This is a genomic window from Streptomyces sp. NPDC001220 (assembly GCF_053597895.1).
In genome coordinates this window covers 400,490-423,377 of sequence record NZ_JBSFJE010000003.1, presented here as the reverse complement: position 1 = coordinate 423,377, position 22,888 = coordinate 400,490, and the positions used below count along the sequence as shown (strand labels likewise).

The following is a 22,888-nucleotide window of genomic DNA, read 5'->3' as shown; positions in this document are numbered from 1 at the left end:
GGGCGGTGAGCTTTGCGTTCACATCGACAATCCCGGCTCAGGTTCTTGACTCCTCCGATGAATTGACTTGTTCTGGCGCAGCCGAATGCGCACGCCGGTCACCTCGGAGGGTGGCGCGGGTGGCAGTGGCCGGCTTGGACGCCGTCGGCCGCGACCCGTTCACCGGGTCGCGGCCGACGCAGAGGGGCCCCGGACAGGTCAGCCCTTGTGCCACTTCTGGTTGGGGGTGCCGGCACAGGTCCACAGCTGGAGCTTGGTGCCGTTGCCGGTGCCGTTGTCGGTGACGTCCACACACTTGTCGGCCAGGGAGCTGACCAGGTCGCCGCCCGAGCTGAGGTAGAACAGCTGGGCGCGGTTGCCGCTGCACTTGGCGACCTGGATCGCGGTGCCGTTGGCGGTGTTGCCCCAGGCCAGGTCCATGCACAGGCCGAGCGAGCGGATGGTGCCGTCCGACTGGAAGACCCACTTCTGCTTGGCCGCGCCCGAGCAGTCCAGGATCTCCAGCCGGGTGCCGTCCCCGCCCGCGTTGGTGACGTCCACGCAGCGGCCGGACGGGTTTCCGATCAACGCCACGCCGGGGACGGTGGTGGTCTTGGTGCCCCCGCTCGACGAGGAGCCCCCGGCGGAGGACTTCCCGCCCGAGGACGACGACTTGGTCCCGCTCGACTTCGAACCGGACGAGGTGGAGCCCGAGTTCGTGCCGGAGCCCGAGTTCGAACCGGAGCCGACGGATCCGCCGCCGGACTGCTGCCCGGCCGGGCCGGCGCCCGTGCCGCCGCCGGACCCGGAGCCGCCGGAACCGGTCTTGGCGGGCTTGTGGGAGGGGGTGTGGGACGGCGTCGGTGACGAGGACGTGGAGAGCGACTCCGACGTGCTGGACAGCGTGGTCGGCTCGCCCGGGGCCACCGCCGCGGCCGGTGTGGTGTCCGGGTCCGGGAAGAGGTCGACGTGGCTCAGCACCGGTACGGCCAGGGCGACGACGACGGTCAGTCCGGCCGCCGCGGCCACGGTCGCCCACACGCGTACGCCAGGCACCAGCCCGCGGCGGGGCGTGGCGGGACGGTGGGCGAAGGTGTCACTGAAACGTCCCGTCGGACTGCCGGACCGTTCCGCCGAGGGCCGGGGTTTACGAAGGGGCGGCACGTCGTCTCCTGAAAGGTCTCGTGAAGTTCTCGGAACGCCCGGAACGAGCGGGACACAGGAACAGTAACCAAGGCGGGGCGCAGCTCAGGACGCCTGTCCACGAAGATCCCGCCGAACGTCACCTTCCGTCCACCTATGCGGAGTTGCCTGTGACGAACTTGTTGACGTCCGCTGCGATGGTGACTTCGGGAAGTTCCGATTTTCGCGCTAGCGTTCGTACCTGCAGCGTTTCACAGTGACACAGAGCAACACCGCACGACAGCACAACAGCACCACCCGACACCGGAAGGCGGAGGCATTGAGCCTCATCGACCATGACCGCGCCGACAGCGCGGACCGGACGCTCGGCCTCCTGCTCGCGGAGCGCGACAGCCTGCGCCGCTTCGTGACCGGCATGATGGGGCGTGACCCCCATGGCGCGGAGGACGTCGTCCAGGAAACCCTGTTGCGGGCCTGGCAGTCGGCCGGCCGGCTGGACTGGGGCGACCGGCCCATCCGCATGTGGCTGTTCCGGGTCGCCCGCAACCTCGTGGTCGACAGCCGGCGCCGGGACCGGACCATCCTGGTGGGGATCACCGCGGCGGACTTCGGCGGTGCCACGCCGGCACCCGTGCCCGACCACGCCGAACAGGTCGGTGACCGCCGGGTGCTGGTCTCCGCGCTGCGCACCCTGGCTCCCGCCCACCGCGAGGCCGTCGCCCGGGTCCATCTGCTGGGGCAGGCCGGCGACGACGTGGCCCGCCAGCTCGGACTCCCCCCGGGCACCGTCAAGTCCCGTACCCATCACGGCATCCGCGCGCTGCGCACCACCCTCGAATCCCACGGCTGCCACCCGGCCGGAGCAGACAGACTCCGGGGAGAGACGCGATGACCTCCGACACCATCACCACCCTGCTCGGCCTGGTCGGCGTGCTGGTCCTCGTCCTCGCCGTCACCAGCTGGCTGGTGCGGCGCGGCGGCGGCTGGAAGGCCCTGTGGCGCCGGCTCGGGCGTGAGATCACCCTCACCGTGCGGGCGTTCACCGGTCCGGTCCGCACCGAGCTGCGCTACCGGCGCGGACTGCGGCTGCTGGTCCGGCTGCTGCGGGACCCGGCCGTGTGGTCCGACGCCGAGCGGGCCACGGCCCTGGCCGCCTCCGTCCGCCCCGGGGTCCGGCCCTACGGCGTGCTGGCGGGGCCCGAGTGGATGGCCGTGCTGGTCGCGGCGGACGGCGACGCGCTGCGCGAGCCGCCGGAGCCCTGGGCGGCCGACGAGACCGATCCACGGCTGTGGTGGATCGACCGCGGGGATCTCACGGACGACACCGAGGACTCGCCCGTACCGCTGCTGGTGTGCGTGGGTCACGACATGGGGCACGCCGTGCTGCTCGACGTGCGCTCCGGGCCGCCCGCGCTGTCCGTGTACGGCCCGCCGCGCGCCGCCCGTACCGCCCGCGCCGTGCTCCAGGCGCTCGCCGCGCAGGTGGACGCCCGGCTGCCCGAGGGCCGGGTCGCCATCGCCGCCGGGGTGCACCCCCGGCATCCGGGGGCGACGGCCACCGCCACCGTCGGGCAGCCCGGTATCGAGGTCGCCGTGTGCGCCGACCCGCTGGAGCGGCCGCTGCCGTCAGGTGTACGGCTGCTGAGCCTCGGGGTGGCCCGGGGCCGCACCCGGCTGCTGGAGATCGCGCCGGACTCGACGCTCACGGCGCACGGCGCTCCCGCCGCCACCCGGGTCGACGTCCTGCCGCTGTCGCGGGCGGTGGCCCGGACCCTGTCCGCGCTGCCGCCGTGCCCCGACCGCCCGGACGACGAGGCCGCGCGTCCGCAGGACGTCACCTCCGCCGCCGATCCCGACCTGCTGCCGGACGAGCCGGACCTCGACGCCGGCGCGGTGCCGGTCGCCGAGCCGACCGGCGTCTCGGCCACCCGGCCGGCCCCCGGGCCCGAGCCGGCCGTCGCGCCGGTACCCGCTCCGGCTCCTGCGGCCGAGAGCGACGACGACTTCGCGGAACCGAGCACCTCCGGTGCGGCCGGTGTCTCCGCGAGCTCGCCGCCGGCGCCGTAACCGCCGTACCCGTCCCCTGATTCCGCACGAACGACCGCCCGGCTGGGAGCCGTGAACCTCACCATCACCACCGTGGACGCCACGGACGGACAGCGCCGCGACCACCAGGTCCGGCTGCCCTCGAACGCGACCGTCGGCGATCTCGCCGCCGCCCTGACCCAGGACGAGGCCGCCGCCGGTGGCGCCGACTGGGCCACGGCCGGCGCCCCGCAGGCACGCAGCCTCTACGCCGACGGCCACCGGCTCGACCCCGGGACCCGGGTCTCCGGCAGCGGCATCCGCGACGGCGGCCTGCTCGGGCTCGGCGGCCCGGCCCGCCCGGCGGACCTGGTCCGGGCTCATGACGACAGCGACCAGGACGGTGTCCTCGCCGAGGTGCACATCGTCTCCGGGCCCGGCGCCGGGCGCACCTGGCGGCTCGGCCCCGGCAGCCACGAGATCGGTACCGACCCGCTGTGCGCGCTGCGGCTCGACGCAGGCGCCGGGGTGCCCGAGTCCGGGCTGTGGGTGACGGTCGGCGCGGACGGCTCCGCGGCCTGGCACCGCACCGACGCCGAGCCCGAGGCGACCGTCCGGGCCCGGCTCGCCTCGCCGCCGCCCGACGACGCCATCACCCAGCTGCGCAGGCCCCGCCCCCAACCGCCCCGGGAACGCCCGGCGGGGCCGGGCCCGGTGCCCTGGCCGGCCGGTGAGGACCTGACCGTGGGTCCGGTACTGCTGCGGATGAGCGCGCCGGTCGAGGCGGACGCGGCCGTCACCCCGTCCGCCGACGGCTACGGCGTGGACTACAACCGGCCGCCCCGGATCGCCCCCCACCTGGACGCCGAACGGGTCCGGCTGCCGCAGCCGCCGTCGCCGCCGCAGAAGCGGCCGTTCCCGACCGTGATGATGATCTCCCCGATCGTCCTCGGCCTGTTCATGGTCAGCATCTTCAAGTCGTACTACTTCCTGGTGTTCCTGTTCCTCAGCCCGATGATGATGCTGTCGAACTGGGCGACCGGCCGGCGTGCGGCCCGCAAGCAGTTCCTGGAGTCCGAGCGGGCCTACGAACAGCGCCGTGACGTCCTCGAGAAGCAGGTCCGGGACGCGGTGGTCGGCGAGCGGCGGGTCCGGGACAAGACCGGTCCGGACCCAGCGGCCGTCGCCCTGATCGCGACCGGTCCCGGCGGCCGGCTGTGGGAGCGGCGCCGCCGGGACCCGGATCACCTGGTGCTGCGCCTCGGCACGGTCGACCAGCCGTCGGTCCGGGAGCTGGAGGACCCGGCACGGGACGAGAACCACCGCTCGATCCGCTGGAACATCCCCGACACGCCGATCGGCGTCGACATCACCGCGCACGGCGTCGTCGGCATCGCCGGTCCGGCCGCCGAGGTGCAGCCGCTGGCGCGCTGGCTGGTTGCGCAGGCGGGCGTGCTGCACAGCCCGCGCGACCTCAGGGTCGTCATCCTGACCGAGCCGGACCGGGTGGCGGACTGGGCGTGGACGCGCTGGCTGCCGCATCTCAGGCCCGGCACGGCCGGCGGACCGATGGTGCTGATCGGCAACGACCCCGAGTCCACCGCCGCCCGGATGAGCGAACTGGTCTCCCAGGTGCAGGCGCGCCGCCGGCAGGCCGGCAACGACCGTGACGTCGTCTTCACCGACCCCGACGTGCTGGTGATCGCGGACGGCGCCCGGCGGCTGCGTGACGTGCCCGGCATGGTCCAGGTGCTCACCGAGGGCCCGCGGGTGCGGATCTTCAGCGTCTGCCTGGACGAGCAGGAGCGGCTGCTGCCCGAGGAGAGCACCGGAGTGGTCCTCGCCGCCGACGGCCGGCTGACCGTGCGGCGCCCCGGCGCGCCCGACCTGCCCGCCGTCCGTGCCGACCGGGTCTCCCCGGAGTGGTGCGAGCAGCTGGCCCGGGCGCTGGCCCCGATCCGGGACGTCAGCCCCGAGCACGACGCCGGACTCCCCCAGCGGGTCCGCCTCCTGGACCTGCTGGACCAGGAACCTCCCAACGCACAGGGCCTGTTGGAGCGCTGGCAGCGTGATCCCGCCAGCACCTCCTTCCTCATCGGCACCGGCTTCGACGGGCCGCTCTCCCTGGACCTGGTGCAGGACGGGCCGCACGGCCTGGTCGCCGGTACGACGGGTTCCGGCAAGTCGGAGCTGCTGCAGACGTTCGTGGCCTCTCTGGCAGCCGCCAACCGGCCCGACGAACTCACCTTCGTGCTGGTCGACTACAAGGGCGGCAGCGCCTTCAAGGAGTGCGCCCACCTGCCGCACACCCTCGGCATGGTCACCGACCTCGACGCCCACCTCGTGGAGCGGGCGCTGGAGTCGCTGGCCGCCGAACTCCGGCGCCGGGAGCAGGTGCTGGCCGCCGCCGACGCCAAGGACCACCCGGAGTACCGGGCCAAGCGGGCCGCCGATCCCTCGCTGGCGCCGCTGCCCCGGCTGCTGCTGGTCATCGACGAGTTCGCCACCCTGGTCCGCGAGGTCCCCGACTTCGTCCCCGGGCTGATCAGCATCGCCCAGCGGGGCCGCTCACTCGGCATCCATCTGATCCTGGCCACGCAGCGGCCGGCCGGAGTGGTCACCGGTGACATCCGCGCCAACACCAACCTGCGGATCGCGCTGCGGGTCACCGACCAGACCGAGAGCCAGGACATCATCGACGTCAAGGACGCCGTCGACATCTCCACCGCCACGCCCGGCCGGGCCCTGGTACGGCGCGGGCCGCGGCAGGCGGATCCGTTCCAGACCGCCTGGGTGGGTGCCGAACGCCCCCGGGAGAACCCGGCCGCCACGACCGAGCCGGAGGCCGGTCCCCGCAAGCCCGTGCGTTCCGTGGACGTGGGCTGGGACGCGCTCGGCCGCCCCGCCGAACTCCCCGCGGAGACCCGGACGGTGACGACCTCGGCCCCGCAGGGCCCGGCACCGACCGACCTCCAGGTCCTCGTCGAGGAGATCCGCTCCGCCGCCGACCTGCTCGACGACTTCACCCAGCAGCCCAGCCCCTGGCTGCCGCCGCTCCAGCACCGGCTCGTCCTGGACGACCTGGACGAGCTCGGCGCCACCCGCGACGGGCGCCTGGTCATCCCCTACGCCCTGGAGGACGTCCCCCAGCTCCAGCAGCGCCGGGTCGCCGTCGCCGACCTCACCACCTTCGGGCATCTGTACATCATCGGCGCGCCGCGCTCCGGGCGTACCCAGGTGCTGCGGACCATCGCCGGTTCGGCGGCCCGGGTGGCGAGCACCGCCGACGTGCACCTGTACGGCATCGACGCGGGCGGCGGCGGCCTCACCGCCGTCGGCGCGCTTCCGCACTGCGGGGGTGTGGTCTCCCGGCACGACCTGGAGCGGCTCGGGCGGATGCTGCGCCGGCTGAACCAGGAACTGACCGAACGGCAGGACCTGGCCCAGACGCACAGCGCGACCGGCATCGCGGAGCTGCGCCGGCTGCTGCCGAAGGCCGAACGGCCGGCGCACATCATGCTGCTGATCGACGGCTGGGACTCGTTGCAGGTCATCCTCGACGAGCACGACCACGGCCAGCTGCTCCAGGAGGTCATCCGGCTGATGCGCGAGGGTGCCGCCGCCGGCATCCATGTCGTCGCCACCTCGGAACGCTCGCTGCTGGGCGGGCGGATGGCCGCGCACAACGACCACAAGCTGCTGCTCCGGCAGGGCGACCGCAGCGACTACCAGGCCGTCGGCATGATGCCGAACAAGATCCCGGCCGACATCCCGCCCGGCCGTGGCTGGCATGTGCTCAGCGGCACCGAGACCCAGGTGGCGCTGCTCGCCACCGGCGGCGGTACCGAGCAGGCGGAGGCGCTGCGCTCGATCGGCGAGAGCGCCCGCAAGCGGGACGCCCAGGTGCCGGAGGCCCGGCTGCCGTTCCAGGTGGCCGTGCTGCCGCGCTCGGTGGAGTTCGCCGAGGCCTACGCGAAGGTCCAGCCGGACCGGCGGCGGCCGCTGTGGGGTCTGCTCGGTGTCGGCGGCGACGACGGCGGCCCCGTCGGCACGGACCTGGCCGGCACCGCCTCGGCGTTCGGGGTGTTCGGCCCTGCCGGGTCGGGGCGCAGCAACACTCTCGCCTCGATCGCCGTGTCGCTGCTGGCCGGCGGCACCTCGCTGGTGGTGCTCACCCCGCGTGAGTCTCCGCTGCGCGCCCTGGACCGGCATGCCACCGCCACCGTGCTCACCGAGAGCGACCCCTTGGCCGACACCGTGCGGGCGGCGCTGGACGCGCTGCCCGGACCACGGGTGGTGATGATCGACGACGCCGATCTGCTCACCAACTCGGCGGCGGACAAACTCCTCAAGGAGCTCGCCGTCTCCGGTCGCGACCAGGGTCTCGGCCTGGTCTACGCGGCCTCGGCGGAGGGTTTCCAGAGCGGTATGAGCGGCTGGACGCTCGCCGCCCGGCGGGCCCGGAGCGGTCTGCTGCTCGCGCCGAAGAACCTGTCCGAGGGCGATCTGGTCGGCCTGCGCCTGCTGCCCAGTGTGGTGCGGGCGGCCACGCATCCGGGCCGGGCCTGGACGGCCGGTCCCGGCGGCACCCTGCTCGCCGTCCAGGTGCCGCTCACGCCACTGCGCGCCTGACCGGCACAGCGGAACGGCGAGAGGGCCTCCCCGGAAACCCCGGGGAGGCCCTCGTCGTGCTACGCCTCGTCGTACTGCGGGAGTTACGAGTTGTTCTGCAGGCTGCTGCTGATGCCCTGGTCGAACTGGATCGCGTTCTCCTTGATGCCGTTGAACATCTCCGAGAAGTCGTTGATGCCCTTCACGGCGGCCAGCAGGCTGGTGTCGAAGTTGTTGTAGGTCGTGCGGATGACCTCACTGGACTGCTGGAACACCATGCCGTCGTCGACGAGGGTGTTGACCCGGTTGCGCAGGTTGCTGAGCACCGGCAGCAGGTTCTCGTGGGCGTCGTGCAGCAGGCTCACGACCTCCTCGATCTTGTGGTAGTCGAGGTTGATGCCGTTGTAGCTGGCCATGGGTTCCTGTCCGTTCCTGTCGGTCTCGTTGCGGTGGTCGGGTCGTCACCAGGCGGCGGGGGTGCTGTTGTAGTCGTTGCCCCCACCGTCGTCGTCATCGGTGTTGCCGCCCGTCTGCTGCCAGTCCGGCTGGTTGCCGTTGGCGTCCTTGGGGCCACGGGTGTACTCGGTGCGGTCACCGTCGCTGCCGGTGGTGACCATCGTGCCGCTGCCGTCGGAGTTGAGGTTGGTCTCCGAGTGGACGGTGCTGCCGTCCGGGTAGGAGGTGTCCGTGGTGTAGTGATTGCCGTCGCTGGAGTAGTTGGTGACCGAGGTGTACGTCTTGCCGTCGTAGGTGACGGTGGACTCCTCCTTGATCACATGGCGCTGGTCGTCGAGGGTGAGGTGCGTGTGGACGCTGCCCCGCTCGGTGTTGATCGTCTGGTCCAGCGGCGGGGCGCCCGGGTCGGTGGCGGAGCAGAAGTCCGGCATCGTGCCGTCCGGGCCGGGCACGCACTGGTCGAGGTGGGACTGCTTGTAGTCCCACAGGTCCTTGTCCCGGAAGTAGTTCTGCAGGCCCAGGTTGCTGCCCGTGATGCCCATGCCCTGGGCCAGTTCCGAGTCGAAGGACAGGAACGCCTCGCCCACCGAACCGAAGGCGCCGGCCAGCTCCTTGAGGCCCTTGTCCGCGTGGGACATGGTGCTGCTCGCGTTGGAGTAGAAACCCGAGAGCGCGTCGGCCAGGGTCTGGTCACCGAGGACCGTCAGGGCTTCGCTGGAGGTGTATCCGTCGTAGTCCGTCTGGCCCAGCCGGGAGAACGTGCTGTTGTCGAGCAGCGGCCCGATGTCGCCGGCCAGGCTCTCCAGGTCCCGCTTGGCGTCGTTGAGGACGTTGTATTCGATTTTCAGGCTGTCGGCCATGCGTGGGCCTCCCAGTCGAGACTCCGGTCAGTTGGACCACGCCGCAGGCGTCCCGCCGGTTCACCGGGAACGGCGGGTGTAACCCACATCACGTGAACCGCAGCGAGCGCTGTGGCGTGGTCTGTTGGGGAGGAACCGCCCCGAGCCCCGCAGCTTCCGGGAGGAACCCGTATGCCACGCCCGACCGACTGGAACGCGATCGGGCTCGACAGCGACCCCACACCCGGTGACCCCGACCAGATCCGGACGCTGTCCACCGAGCTGAACCACCTGGGCTCCGAGGCCCGGCGCATCAGCACGGCGATCGACGCGGTCATGAACACCGCCGGGGACAGCGTCTTCGTCGGCGAGGCCGCCAACGCCCTGCGCGACAAGGTCAACGACCGGCTGCGCGGGCACGTCGAGGACGTGGCGCAGTCCTTCGAGACCGCGGCGACCGCGCTGAGCACCTGGGCGGACAAGCTCGTCGAGCTGCAGTCCCGTGCCGACGGCGCGCTCAACTCGGGGCGCGGGCTCTCCGAGGACGACTCGAACCGGGAGACCTACGCCTCGACGGCCCGGCAGGCCGGCACCGAGCACGGCGAGGGCGCCTCGGCCGCGGCCGGCAGCATCTCGGGTGTCTCCAACATCCAGCTGCCGATCTCCAAGTGCCAGCTGTTCTGGGAGGCGTTCCAGTGGCTGGCGATCATCCTGATCGTGCCGGCGCTGATCTTCGGCGGGCCGATCGCACTGCTCGCCCTCGGCGTCAACCTCACCCTCTTCATCAAGACGATCGTCGACTTCGCCAACGGTGACGCCAGCTTCCTGGACCTGTTCCTCGCCGGGCTCGGCATCCTGGCGCCCACCACCAAGGCGCTGCCGATCTTCCAGATCATCAAGGGCGTCACCACGACGGCCTTCGCCAAGGGCTTCGCCAACATCGCCCGGGGCACCTTCCAGGCCCTGCGCAACCTGTTCACCAACGGCTTCCGCCCCACCACCCTGCTGCTCGGCCTGAAGGACCTGGTCAAGCTGGGGAGCACCTGGGTCTACAAGGGCGGCCTGTGGGTCCTTGACGGCATCCACAACCTGCCCGGCATCATCGGCCGCGGGATCAACACGGCCGGCCTGACCGTCGTGCAGGGCCTCAAGGGGATCCCCGGGTTCGTGCGCGGGCTGCCCGAGACGTTCTCCAGGGGCTGGCAGGCGACCAAGACCTGGGTGGGCCAGGAGTTCGGCGGCACCAAGTGGCTGCGGATCTTCCTGCCGGTGGACGCGGCGGAGATCGGCGAGTACGGCTTCGCGCGCGCCCTGCGGATCAGCCTCTTCGACCGCGGTGTGCTCGGGCAGCACGTCTTCGGCGCCCCGATCACCAGCAGCATCGGCCGCACGATCAGCTCGGTCCCGGTCGACCCGCGCACCGTGGACGCGCTGGTCGACATGCCGCGCATCCAGCTGAACGAGGTGCGGTTCGGGGCGGGTTCGGGTCAGAGCAGCATCCGGAACCTCGACCTCAACCTGCCCAGCACGCACCTGGACGTCACCTCGACCCTGCGTCCGCCGTCCCTGAACCTCGGTGACGTGGGCGCCATCGCCCACCGCGGCAACTTCGGCGTGCACGCCGCGCGTACGGTGGACGCGCTGGTCGACATGCCCCACGTGCAGCTCGGCAACGTCCACGTGGAGAACTTCGGCGCGCTGGGCGGGCGTTCGGACGTCGGGGTGAGCGTGGGCGCCACACCGACCGTCACCACCGCCTCCGGCCTCCACCTGCCCGCGTCGGCCGGTGTCCCCGGCGCCACCCACGGCCTCACCAACACGCCGGTGACCGGCGTCACCGGCGGTGCCCACACCACACTCACCGGGCTGCACCCGACGCCGACGAACCTGACGTCCACCGCCGACGTGCTGCTGCCGGGCGGGGCGCACAACGGCACCCACGTACCAGGGACGACCGTCCTCACCGGCACCCACGCCACCCCGCCGCCGGTCGCCGGCACGCTCGGTGACATCTCCACCGGAAACCCGGCCGCGGTCACCCTGCACTCCGCGCTCACCGGCAACCCGGGTGTCGGTACCGTCCACGCGCCCGGCACGCCCGGCCTCGGCGCCGCCCACACGACCCTGACCGGCACGCCCGGCACCAACGTGGCGCACACCGCGCTGAACTCGACCCCGACGCCCGGGGCCCCGCACGACGTGACCGCGCCGAACAGCCTGCTCACCGGCCCCACCACGGTGTCCCACCCGTCCCCGGCCGGGATCGGGCACGGCGGTCCGGGCAGCGTCGACGCCGGCAACTCGGCCTTCGACCTGCTGGCCGGCACCCGCCACAGCACGCCCAACACCCCGGTGGCTCCCGGCACCGGCAACGCCCTGGCCGACCGCACGACCAGCGCCCTGTCGGCCAACCAGACCCGGCTGCACCTCGACGAACTGGTCCAGAGCCCCGGCACCCCGCACCCTGGCACCCCGCCGCAGCAACTGCTGCACAGCACGACCACGACGCCGCCGGTCAGCCCCGAGCGGCTCACCACGAACCCGGCGTCCGTCACGACCCCGGACCGGCTCACGGCGAACCCCGGGAACGCCGGCACCCCCGACCGGTTCGCCGGCAACGGCGCCCCGCACGACCCGGCGCCCGTCTCCCCCGGCGGCTCCGGACACCCGGGCGCGCACGGCAACAGCGCCGCCCTCGACCTCGTCGACACCGGCCGCAGCGCCCGCACCACCGACAGCCCCGCCTTCGCCGGCGCGCCCACGCACACGGACGCCGACAAGGGCCTGGCCGGCTCGGCCAACAGCACCTCCGCGCACGTCCCCGAGGACCTGCCGGCGCACGCCGCCCCCACCCCGCCCGGGACCCACACCCCGCTGCCGGGCCACTCCTCCCCCGCGCCGGCCGCCCACACCGCCGACACCACAGGCGCCTTCGACGATCTCCTCAAGGACCCCAACGTCGTCAAGGTCCCGGGCGACCACCAGCTCGCGGTCAAGGCACCGCGCGGCGGCGCACCCGAACTCCACGGCGGCGCGGTCGAGTCGGGCCGGTACACCGTGGAGAAGCAGGGCACGGGCTTCGTCGTACGGCAGCTGGACGCCGTCGGCGGCACCGTGGTGCACAGCTGGACCTTCAAGCGGCTGGGCGGCATCCGGCTCGCCGAGGAGACCGTGCGGTTCGGCGACGGCCCGTTCAGCGGGGTGAGCGTCAAGGTCGCGGGCAAGTCCGTGGACTCCCTGACCGACGCCACCGGCACCTGGCCGGCGAAGCTGGGCGGCGAGCACGAGATCGTCGTCGCCTCCACCTCGGGGAGCCACGTCTACAGCCGGTCCACCGGTGAGCTGCTGCGGTCGTCCACCCCGGACGTCACGCCGCCCCCGCGCCCGGCCGAGCTCACCGGCACGTCCGCGGACAGCTGGGACGCCGCCGCCCACGCGGCCCGCGGCCACATGGGCAGGGCCGCCACCGACAACGAGACCAAGCTGTTCATGCAGGGCGTCATCGGCGGCGCCTTCACCTCGAAGAAGGGGTACGGCGGCTTCGTCAACCCCAGCGCCCTGGAGGCCAGTCCGGGCCTGGTCGGCAAGGTCAAGCAGTTCAACAAGGTCGCCGGTGACCTGATGTTCGAGGGCCCCAACCAGCGGATGACCGTCTGGCGGGGCGTGTCCATGGACCCGCGAGCGGCGCAGGCCGACGTGTTCGTGGAGCGGCTGCCCGCCTCGACCTCCAACAACCGCGCCTTCCAGGCGGAGTGGGCGAAGAACGGCGTCAACAGCAACCGCGTCGTCTTCGAGATCGACGTACCGGCCGACCACGGCAAGCTCGCCATGGCCTACCCGCCCGGATACCAGAAGGCCGCGGACGACGCCCTCGCGCTCAACCAGGACCAGTGGGAGGTCACCCTCTCGCCGACCCGGCTGGTGCGGACCGGGCCGGCCCGGGTGGAGGACGGCATCACGGTCGTCCCGGTGCGCGCCGAGCAGATCCCGGAGGGCCAGCTCGAGAAGCTCATCAACGAGAAGTGGTCCGGGCTACGGTCGGGCGAGGCGTTCGAGGACTTCGGCCGCGCCTTCGGGCAGGACGCGATGCGCCGCTGGGAGGGGCTCGGCGACGCGGTCGTACGGGAGGGCGGTGACGGCCCGAACGTGAGGACGTTCACGGTGAGCCGCCCCGGCTTCGCCGACGAGATGACCGTCACCGTCACCCACAAGGTGGACGACAACGCGGTCTCCGTCACGATCACCGGCGGCGACCGCACCTTCACCAGGGAGTGGAGCGGGACCGGCTTCAACGACCTCGCAGCGGACCTGCGCGGCCACGTCCTCCACAACAACGAGCTGCTCAGCTCCCTGCCGACACCCACGTCATGGGGCGGGGAGCTGCCGAGCCCGGTCCACACCGGCGCCCACACGGACACGCCCGTCCCGAGCCCGGCCGCCGCCACGACTCACACCCATGGCCCGGCCGCCGCCACGACTCACACCCATGGCCCGGCCGCCGCCACGGCCCATACCGACACACCCGTCCCGAGCCCGGCCCGGAGCACCCCCGGTACGACATCCACGCCGCGCCCGGAAGCCCCGCACTCCGGTGGTCAGGAGCTGCCCGGGCGCGGGCCCCGGCTCACCCCGGCCGAGATCGAGCAGGCGTGGTTCCGGGACGGCGAACGGGTCGACGCGCTCTTCGGCCACCTTGACGACCCGCTGCGCGGGGCGCGCCGCGAGGCCTGGCGGGGTCATGTGCAGGCACGGTACGACCTGGGCCGGGCCGAGGATCTGCTGCCGAACAGCGGGCACGCGGGCAGCTCCCGCGGACCCACGCCGGACGAGATCCGCGCCCGCGAGAACGTCGACATCGCCCAGCAGCGGTACGACGCCACCCACCACCGCCTGACCGAACTCGGCGTCGATCCGGTGCGGATGGAGGCCGACCTCGGCGCCCTGCGGCAGCTCAGTCTGAAGGAACGGCCCCGCCTGCTCGGCGGCACGGTCACCACGGCGAACGACGCGACTCCCCCGCCCGCGGTGGCCGCCCACGGCGAGACGGGCGCGGCCTCCGTGACACCGCCCAGGCGGCTGAACGAGATCCTGACCGACCAGACCAAGGCCCACAAGGACCTGCAGCAGGCGGAGATCGCGCAGACGCAGCTGGGCAAGGACGCCGACAAGATCGCGAAAGCCAACGCGGACCTGACCGAGGCGGACACGAGGTTCAAGGACGCCACCCGCGAACTCGACGAGGCGCTCCAGCACGAACTCGACAACCGCCTGCTCTCGCAGCGTGAACTGAATCAGCTCGTCGACCAGTTCGCGGGCGCCGGCGACATCGACCGGGCCCGGGCACTGCAGACCCACGCACGGGATCTGGACGTCCGTTCACGTGGCGCGGGCGACGGCCCCGTCCGCTCGGACCAGTTCATCCGGACCGGCGAGGAGATCCAGTCCCAGTCGGTCACCGTCCAGCGGCTCGCCAACGAGCTCGAGAACCTGGTGAGGGCCGGTACGACTCCCCCCGGTGAGCTCAAGGGCCTGGCAGCGGGTCTCGAGAACGCCGCCAAGGACCTGGACGCGGCCCTCCAGGGCCATGTCACGGACGCCGCCCGCTTCGGGGGCACCTACACGCTGCGCAACCAGCACACGCCCGTCGCCGCCGTGGCCCACCATCTCGCCGAGCTGGTCGACGACGCCGTCAAGGCGGCGAAGCCGGGCGACGGCCTCGTACTCAAGGGCTTCCTCGGCACCGACGCCTCGGTGGAACGGGTCCGGCGCGGCATCCCGGACCTCCTGCGGCGCTACCGCGAGAACCAGGCGTTCGGCGAGGTGCACAGCGGAGAGCAGTGGAAGGCGGTACTGCCCGGGACCGAGGCCCAGTGGCAGAAGGTGTTCGAGAACTTCGACGGCTTCGACAAGCTGTCCAGGTCCCAGCAGCACGACTTCGTGCGCAAGCTGTCCGAGAAGAACATCGCGGACCTGCGTGCCGACGTGGACGGCCTGCTGAAGGACCTGCCGGAGGCGGACCGGCTGAAGTTCCAGCAGCTGCGGGACAGGCTCGAGAACCTGCCCTACCGGATCAAGCACGCCACTCCGGCCTACCACGCCATCGCCAACACCGGTGTGATGTCCTCCCAGGGCGACCTGACCCGCCGGGGCGTCAAGTTCCTCGCGTCCGGCAAGAGTTCGGCGAAGAACACCTCCAATCTGGGCAACGACGACTTCGTGTTCTTCCGTATGGAGGTCGGCGACAAGCCGATGGCGACCCGGTACGGGCCGACCACGCTCGTCTTCGACGCCAAGGTCCTGGAGGAGAAGGGCGGCTGGGTCTCGCTCCACGACCAGCTGCACCCGCTGGACCGCGACACCATGAACCAGCTGAAGGTCGGCGACGACGTCGTGCGCAGCGCGAAGTACGACGACGGCTTCGATGAGGTGGGCAGGCGGGGCCGCTGGACGTACGAGTACCCCGACCACAGCACTCGGCAGGTCTCCTTCGAACAGGAGGTCTTCCACGGCGAACACGTGCAGGAGGCGCTCGCCCTGTCGGTGGTGCGCGAGGTCCGTCTCATCGGCGGCGCCTTCAAGGACGACGTCTTCAAGCTGCTCGCCGCCGGCACCGGCAGTCCGGAGGACCTGGGCTCGGTCATCTCCAAGCTGTACCGGCCCGAGGCGAAGTTCGGCTCGGGGCTGCCCATCAACCCGTTCGGGAGCCATGCCACGAGCGAGTGGCCGTCACCGCTCGCGGTCCATGACGCGGACGGCGACGGACGCTATCTCGCCGACGGCACGGTCGACCCGGCCGCACGGGCCGCCGGCAAGGCCTTCGACGAGGCGTCGGACCGGGTGCGGCAGGCGGACAACGCCGTCAAGAGCGGCAACAACAAGGCGCTGCGCTACAACCTCAACAAGGCGCAGCCGCACGCCGAGCAGTCGGTCAAACTGACCCAGGAGTTCCACGCGGCCGCCGTCGGCGAACGCAAGGACATGGCGAAGACCCTGCTCGACCAGCGCGAGCAGCTCCTCAAGGACATCAACACCCGCCTCGACGCCCTGAAGCCGCAGGCCAGGCCCGAGGGCGCGAAGACACAGCCCAGGCCGGGCAAGAACCAGGGCGCCGGGACCTCCTCGTCGGCCGCCGGGGCGAACGGCCCCAACCTGAGCGAGCTTTCGCAACTGGCCGAGGACGCGCTCAAGGGTGTGCCGGGCATCACCGACCAGATGAAGAAGATGGTCCGGGCGCTCGCCAACTCGGACGGCTTCCGGTCCCTGCCGGACTCCAAGGTCGGCACGCAGACCACGGCCGCCGTCGACCTGGGCAGGACCGCCTTCGACAAGGCGTTCAAGCACCTGTCGAGGGCGGGACTGGTCCACGGTGACTCCGCCGGCCTCCACTTCACGGACGAGGGCCGCCGGCTGTTCCTGCGGCCGGGCGCCGACACCAGGACAGCGGCGCCGTCCGGGTCCGGCGCGACCGACGTCCACACGACACCGGCCCACGCCCAACCCCAGCTTCCCCACACCCAGTCGGGCCCCGACACCAAGACCCCCACGCTCACCGGCGACGGCCTCCCGTCCCACAGCCTGGACACCAGCGCACCGGCACCCCACGACCTCGACACCGACTCCGCGGCGCCGCACGGCACCGACACGCGGCTCCCGGCGCCGCACCGGATCGACTCCGAGATGGCCCCGCCGCTGCTCAAGGAGGGCGACACCACCGTCTCGCACCCCCTCGACGCGGAGATCCCGCCGCAGCACCTCTCCGACACCACCACACCGCACCGTCTCACCGAGACCGGGACGGAGACCTTCCAGTCGCACCCGCTCGACACCGGCACGCCTCCGTCCCGTCTCACCGGGGCCGGCACCACCACACCGCACCTCCCCGACACCGGGACGCGCACACCCCACCTCGCGGACACCGACAGCACCCCGCCCCGTCCCACCGAGTCCGACACGGCCGCACCGCACCTCGACGACATCCACTCGGCCGCACCCCACCGTGGCGGCAACGGCGACTTCGCCTCGATGCCCCCGGGGGACGGGACACGGCTCGGGGACGGCCGGCCCGCGCGGCCGCTCGGGGACGCCGTCCTGGACGACATGCTCGGGCCGCCCCGGCGGACCGGCGACACCACCGGCACGACGGCGCCCGGTACCGCTCACCCGGCCACGCCCGACCTCCTCGACCGGGACGCCTTCCGTCGCAGCACGTACCGGGAGAACGGCATCCGCGCCCGCTCGCAGATCCGGTACGTCGACCGTGCCCTGGACGCCTTCCACCGCGTCCCCGCCGACCAGTTGGCGCGCCGGGCCCAAGCCCTCGACGACCTGGCCGACGCCGCCGGGCGCTTCCTGCGGGACCGCCCGGACTCGGTCCGCCGGGCCGGAGTGCAACAGCTGCTGCACCAGGTGCGGGCCGAGGCGGACGCCTACCGGCTGCTCGACGACTTCCGGCGGCTCGACGGCGGCGCGGACGGGCTGGCCGGCCGCATCCGTACCGCCCTCGACGCCGGCGGCACGACGCCGCTCACGCAGACCAGGCTCCAGACGACGCTCGACGGCATGGACAGGTCCGCGCGGGCCCAACGGCAGAACGACGCCCTGAGCCTGCTGGACGGCACCCCGCCGCTCCGGAACACCGGTGACACGACGCTCACCGCACCGGGCCGGCTGGACGGCGACACGAGCCCGGCGGCAGCCGCCCCTCTCCACGGCGACACCACTCTCGACGCACCCGCCCGGCTGGACGGCGACACCACCCCCGTGGCGCCGGACCGGCCGGACCGGGGCAAGGCTCCGGCCGCGCCCTCCCGGCAGCCCGGGGAGACGCCGTGGGCGGAGGATTCGGCGCGGTTCGACGAACTCCTCGGCGGCGACGGCCGGCCGTTCCGCGAGGCCTGGGTCGAGCTGTCGTCCGCCCGGATCGAACTGAACCGGGTCGAGGATCTGCGCGGCCGGCCGGGCGGCGCCAGCACATCACAGGGTGTCAGCGAATTCGACGTGCAGCTCAACCACGAACTGGTCTCCGCTCAGGACCGGTTCCGCACCGCCTACCGGAACCTGGAGGACCTCGGCATCCATCCGACCGAGATCGAGGCCCGGATCCACGAGATCCAGGTGGCGGCCACCCACCGCGGCGCCACGCTCGGCGCGGGCAAGCTCGCCACGCTGCCCGACACCGCCCCGCCCGCGGTCAACCACGTCGCTCTGAACAACTCGGGCGTGAGCGGGCCGAACGGGCTGACCATCGAACGGAGCGTGGCCCAGGACAACACGGTGACGCTGCGGGTGGTCGACCAGCAGCTGCACCCGGACCCGCTGCGCACGGTCGTCGCCCGGCCGGACGGCGGTTTCGACGTGCGGCACACCCCGTCGGACACCGTCACCACGTACACCGCGAACGGCGACCGGATCGCCGACGACATGCCGCTGTACGGGCCCGACGGCCGGCCTACGGGGCTGCGTCTGCACACGGATCTCAACGCCCACGGCCTGCGCCAGACCATGACGGTGAACGGCCCCGGCGCCGACCGGCTGACCGCCTTCCCGCTGCCAGGCGACGCGGCGCGGATCACCCATCTGGACACCGGCGTCACCCAGCGCGTGGACGCCCTGGGTCTCCGGCTCGACGAGGGCGTCCAGCTCACCGGCCGGGACGGCGTCCCCGCCGGGACCGACCGGGTGTGGGTCACCGACGGCACCGACGTCCGTGTCACCGATCTCGCGGGCGACCCTCTGGACCTGCGGGTGCAGGACCTGGGTGACGGGAACGGCATCAGGGTCACCGACGATACGACCGGGGTGTCCGTACGCCACGACGGCCAGGGCCGCCTCCAGGAGACGGGTGTCGCGCTGACCGACCCGCAGGGCACGCGCGGGCAGCGGTTCCTGGCCGACGACGGCACCGGCCGCTTCACCCTGACCGACACGGCCGGTACCCGGCAGCCGCAGACGGTCACCGCACTTCCCGGCTCCGCCGGCTTCCGGGTGACCGACGAGACGAGCGGCGCGACCAGCAGGTTCACGGCCGACGGCCGTTACCAGGACACCGGCCTCGCCCTGTTCGACCCCGCCACGAACACACGCGGCGGCCGGATCCTCGTACCGGACGGCGCGGGCGGTCACCGTCTCACCGACACCGCGGGGCAGCCGCTGCCACAGCGGGTGGTCGCGGTCGGCGGCAACCGGCCACGCACGATCGACGACGTCACCGGCGAGTCGGTGCTGTACAACGCCCAGGGCCGCCCGGTGAGCACCTCGACCGCGCTGGCCGACCCGGCCGGCGGGCCGCGCGGCGGCCGGTTCGCAGAGCCCGACGGGGACGGTGGCCACCGTCTCACCGACGCCGACGGCAACCGGCTGCCCGACACCGTCACCGCGCTCCCGAACAACGGCGGTTTCCGTACCGTCCACGACACCGGGCACCGCACCTTCGACGTCAACGGCGGCTTCACGGGCGACGGGCTGCGGCTGACCGGACGCGACGGCCTGCCGGCCGGGCGTCTGGACCGGCCGCTCGGCGCGGCCCCGCGCCGGCTGGACGACGCCTTCGCCCCGGACCCGGCGCGCGCGGTCACCCTCGATCCGGCCGGCCGGATCGAGATCGCCCTTCCCGGCGGCGGCCACCAGGTCTTCGACCAGGCCACCGGCCGGTTCGTCCAGGAGACCGTCCCTCTGCCCGGCGGCGGCCACCGGACCACCCTGGCCGACACCTCGTTCACCCGGTACGACGGCCAGGGCGCCGTCACGGCCGCGGGCACTCCGCTGCCCGCGGGCCACGGCGGCCGTTTCCTCGTCGTGGAGCCGCCGGCCGCCGCCCACCCCGGGGCAGCCTGGCTGGAGGACGGGGCGGGCGGCAGGCTCGCGCACTGGGACGCCGTCCGGCGCCCCGACGGCACCACCCGGATCGGGTTCGACGACCCGACCAGCCCGCGGCACGGCGAGTTCGTGCATCTGGCCGCCGACGGGACCCCGGTCCGGCAGGGCTTCAACGTGCTCGACAACGGGCGGCGCACGGACTTCCGGTACGTCGTCGACCACACCGCGGGCACCTGGGAGCGGACCCTGCGGAGCGGGGCGCCGACGCCCGCGGGCGCCTTCCACCACGGCACCGCCGACCTCTCCGGCGCGGCGAGCGGCCACATCCGGCTGCTCAGCTCGACCAAGGCCCGGGTGCCGGTCTTCGAACGGCGGGTGCTGCCCGGTGCCGCGGGCGACGCGGTGGACGCCTTCCGCCGTACCGACACGATCTCCTTCGCCCGCACCAACCCCCGTACCCACTGGGTGCGCTGGGACGACAGCGGCACGCCGGCCGGTACCGGCAGCCGTCACTACGACACGGCGGGCACCGGCTGGCGCGACACCGACGGCTGGGGCCGCACGGTGCGCGAGTACCGGGACGGGCTGCAGAAGTTCGACGGGCGGCCCGGGCACACCCTGGGCGTCGACGACGGCAACGGCGGCTGGACCTGGCACCGTTACGACGGCGCGGGCAGGGAGATCGCCTCCGGCCCGCGGACCCGTGAGCACCTCGGCGGCGGCTGGACCGACCGCACCGCCGGCGGTGACATCGCGCAGCGGCAGTGGGGCATGGCCGAGTGGCCCGAGCGGGCCGGCCAGTACCAGGAGCACGCGATGGCCACGGACGGTACGTTGCGCGGTACCTGGGAGCGGCACTCCCCGCACGGCAAGGAGGTCGGCAGGCACGAGGCGTTCGGCGACGGCTTCCTGACCACCGACCGCTGGCGCGAGCAGCGCCCGCCGACCTGGGTGCGCACCCGCTGGCTGACCGGCGCCGAGCACACCCGGCCGCCGTACGCGCACGTGAGGGGCGACAACACGTACCAGATGTTCACCTGGAGCAGGGAGGCGAACGACGGTACCGTCGCCGCCTCCGGGGTGCGGTACGTCGGCATGGACGGCGGCGCCCTGGACCTGGCGGCCGACGGGAGCTTCGCCCGCTTCAGCGGCAAACTGCACGACGGCACCTCCCTGAAGGTCGGTGACCACGCCGGGCGTCCGGGCCACGCCCCGACGAACCCCACCGACCAGCCCTGGCAGGCGGGCAACGTCAGGGGCTACCGCGAGCCGCTCGCGAACGACCCGGCGGGCCGGCTCTGGCAGGACGTCCACCAGGACGCCGGCGGCACCACCCACGTCGCCCGCGAGGGGCTGCCGGGCGGGGTGGTCCGGGAGTACACCGGCCTGCCGGCGAACCGCCGCTGGGTCGAGCGGGACCCGCACGGCAACCTCGTCGGCCAGAGTCACGCCAAGCCGAACCAGCCGGACCATGTGATCCAGGGCTCCGGCCGCGCCGACTCCGGCCGCTGGACCTGGCGCGAGCTGGACGCGAACGGCGCCCAGGTCGGCACCGGCGAGCGGGAGTTCTTCCGCGGCTCCACCGACTCCCGGCTGCCCTGGGACGACTCCTACCGGGACTTCGACGCGAACGGGCGGCTGGTCCGCGAGCGCCGGATGCTCGACTCGGGCAGCTACGTGGACTCCTGGCGCGACGCCGACGGCCGGTGGAGCGCCAACGCCTTCCGGCGCGACGGCACGGCCCTGGACCCGGCCCTGGCGAACCAGACCCGCCGCTGGTGGCACGGCAACGCCTGGCAGGACCAGTGGGCGCCCGGCGCCCGCCACTTCCGCGACTCGCTGCCCGGCAACGGGCAGGGCGCCGCGCCCACCGTCCTGCGCGAGACCCCGGTGCACAACGGCGGTCCGGTGCGGGTGCGGACGTACGACACCGGTGCCAACACGCCGGGTTCGGTGTGGAAGGAGTACGACCACGGCGGCGTGGTCCGGGAGCGGAAGGCGGAGGGCACCGGCTTCCTGGAGACCGACTCCTGGCGCGGCCAGTGGAACCGCTACAGCGACCGGGGCGAGCTGATCGCCCAGCGCACCGACAACGGCCTGGTGTTCGAGCGGGACACCTTCAACCGCTGGCGGCTGACCGGCAACGAGTACGACTTCCGCGGCCCGCTCACCGAGATCCGCGGCTGGGGCCGTACGACCCGTGAGGCCCAGCGCATGCCCTGGTCCGGCACGGTCCTGCCGGACGGCAACGCGGCGTTGCGCGAGGCGCGTTACGAGCCGTACTGGCAGAGCGTGGCCAAGAAGGCGGCGCTGGAGTTCGGCCAGGAGTTCATCCTGGAGTTCGGTGCGAACCTCGCCGTCAACGGGATCGTGGCCGCCGTCCAGAACAAGCCGTTCACCGGCAAGGACGCGCTCAAGTCGTTCGCCAACGCGGCGGTCGGCGCGACCATCAAGACCGGTCTGAGCACCGCGGTGCACGAGAACCGGGCTCTCGGGTTCGAGAATCTCGGCAAGTTCAAGGCCGGTGTCGCCAACGTGGACGGCGGCAAGCCGTGGACCCGGCGTCCGCTGAACCACGACAAGACCTGGGTCAACGAGTGGGCGGGCAACGAGACGCCGACCCGCTGGCGGGGCGGTGCCTACGACTTCTCGTTCGGCGTTCTCAGCAGCGCGCTGTCCGGCTGGGTCAACGGCAGTATGAACGCGGCCGTGTGGGGCGTGACCGACGCCGACGGCCAGACCGTGAAGCTGCACGGCGGGGACGCGGTCTGGGAGGGCGGGATCAACGCGGCCGCCTCGGTCACCACGGCCGCCACCACCGGACTGGTCAAGAACGTGTTCGTGATGAGCGCGGGCAGCCGGCTCTTCCACCGCCAGGGATTCGCCGACTTCTGGATCCAGCTACCCTTCAAGATCTTCGAGAAGTCGATCCAGTCGCTTTATCTGACCAGTGCCTATCGTGCGAGCATCAGTCCCACCTATTACCAGGCACCATGATCGGGCCAGCGGCGATCACCGAG

At 72.8% G+C, this 22,888-nt stretch carries 7 protein-coding genes; 4 read left to right on the top strand and 3 right to left on the bottom strand.

Annotated features, from left to right (window positions below; translation table 11 throughout):
• Positions 1-198 precede the first annotated feature (198 nt).
• A complete protein-coding gene (locus ACWDGI_RS09855; protein WP_450757159.1) occupies positions 199-1,143 on the bottom strand; it encodes a ricin-type beta-trefoil lectin domain protein in 945 nt (314 codons plus the stop codon).
• A 235-nt stretch (positions 1,144-1,378) separates the two neighbouring features.
• Between ACWDGI_RS09855 and ACWDGI_RS09850 the strand changes: the two genes are divergently transcribed.
• From ACWDGI_RS09850 to ACWDGI_RS09840, 3 genes are read left to right on the top strand one after another with little or no spacing between them, the layout of a single operon-like run.
• Positions 1,379-2,014, top strand: a complete 636-nt coding sequence (locus ACWDGI_RS09850; RefSeq protein WP_450757157.1) for a sigma-70 family RNA polymerase sigma factor — start codon at positions 1,379-1,381, stop codon at positions 2,012-2,014.
• Complete coding sequence (locus tag ACWDGI_RS09845) at positions 2,011-3,189, top strand: hypothetical protein (RefSeq protein ID WP_450757156.1); 1,179 nt, start codon at positions 2,011-2,013, stop codon at positions 3,187-3,189. The genes ACWDGI_RS09850 and ACWDGI_RS09845 overlap by 4 nt, the downstream gene beginning before the upstream one ends.
• A gap of 51 nt (positions 3,190-3,240) precedes the next feature.
• The gene (locus ACWDGI_RS09840) at positions 3,241-7,779 is read left to right on the top strand and encodes an FtsK/SpoIIIE domain-containing protein (protein WP_450757155.1); all 4,539 of its coding nucleotides are present in this window, start codon (positions 3,241-3,243) and stop codon (positions 7,777-7,779) included.
• Positions 7,780-7,862: 83 nt separating this feature from the next.
• Here ACWDGI_RS09840 and ACWDGI_RS09835 read toward each other — a convergent pair whose 3' ends face one another.
• Positions 7,863-8,174, bottom strand: coding sequence for a hypothetical protein (locus tag ACWDGI_RS09835; RefSeq protein ID WP_046730425.1), 312 nt, complete (start codon positions 8,172-8,174; stop codon positions 7,863-7,865).
• A 45-nt stretch (positions 8,175-8,219) separates the two neighbouring features.
• A complete protein-coding gene (locus ACWDGI_RS09830) occupies positions 8,220-9,074 on the bottom strand; it encodes a hypothetical protein (protein WP_450757153.1) in 855 nt (284 codons plus the stop codon).
• Positions 9,075-9,245: 171 nt separating this feature from the next.
• Between ACWDGI_RS09830 and ACWDGI_RS09825 the strand changes: the two genes are divergently transcribed.
• Positions 9,246-22,865: a hypothetical protein gene (locus ACWDGI_RS09825; RefSeq protein WP_450757151.1), complete on the top strand. Its 13,620-nt coding sequence runs from the start codon at positions 9,246-9,248 to the stop codon at positions 22,863-22,865.
• Positions 22,866-22,888 lie beyond the last annotated feature (23 nt).

What these genes read in the sequence shown, in the direction of transcription:
- ACWDGI_RS09845 (WP_450757156.1), top strand. Translation starts at nt 2,011, where the DNA reads ATGACCTCCGACACCATCACCACCCTGCTCGGCCTGGTCGGCGTGCTG.
- ACWDGI_RS09835 (WP_046730425.1), bottom strand. Translation starts at nt 8,174, where the DNA reads ATGGCCAGCTACAACGGCATCAACCTCGACTACCACAAGATCGAGGAG.
- ACWDGI_RS09830 (WP_450757153.1), bottom strand. Translation starts at nt 9,074, where the DNA reads ATGGCCGACAGCCTGAAAATCGAATACAACGTCCTCAACGACGCCAAG.
- ACWDGI_RS09825 (WP_450757151.1), top strand. Translation starts at nt 9,246, where the DNA reads ATGCCACGCCCGACCGACTGGAACGCGATCGGGCTCGACAGCGACCCC.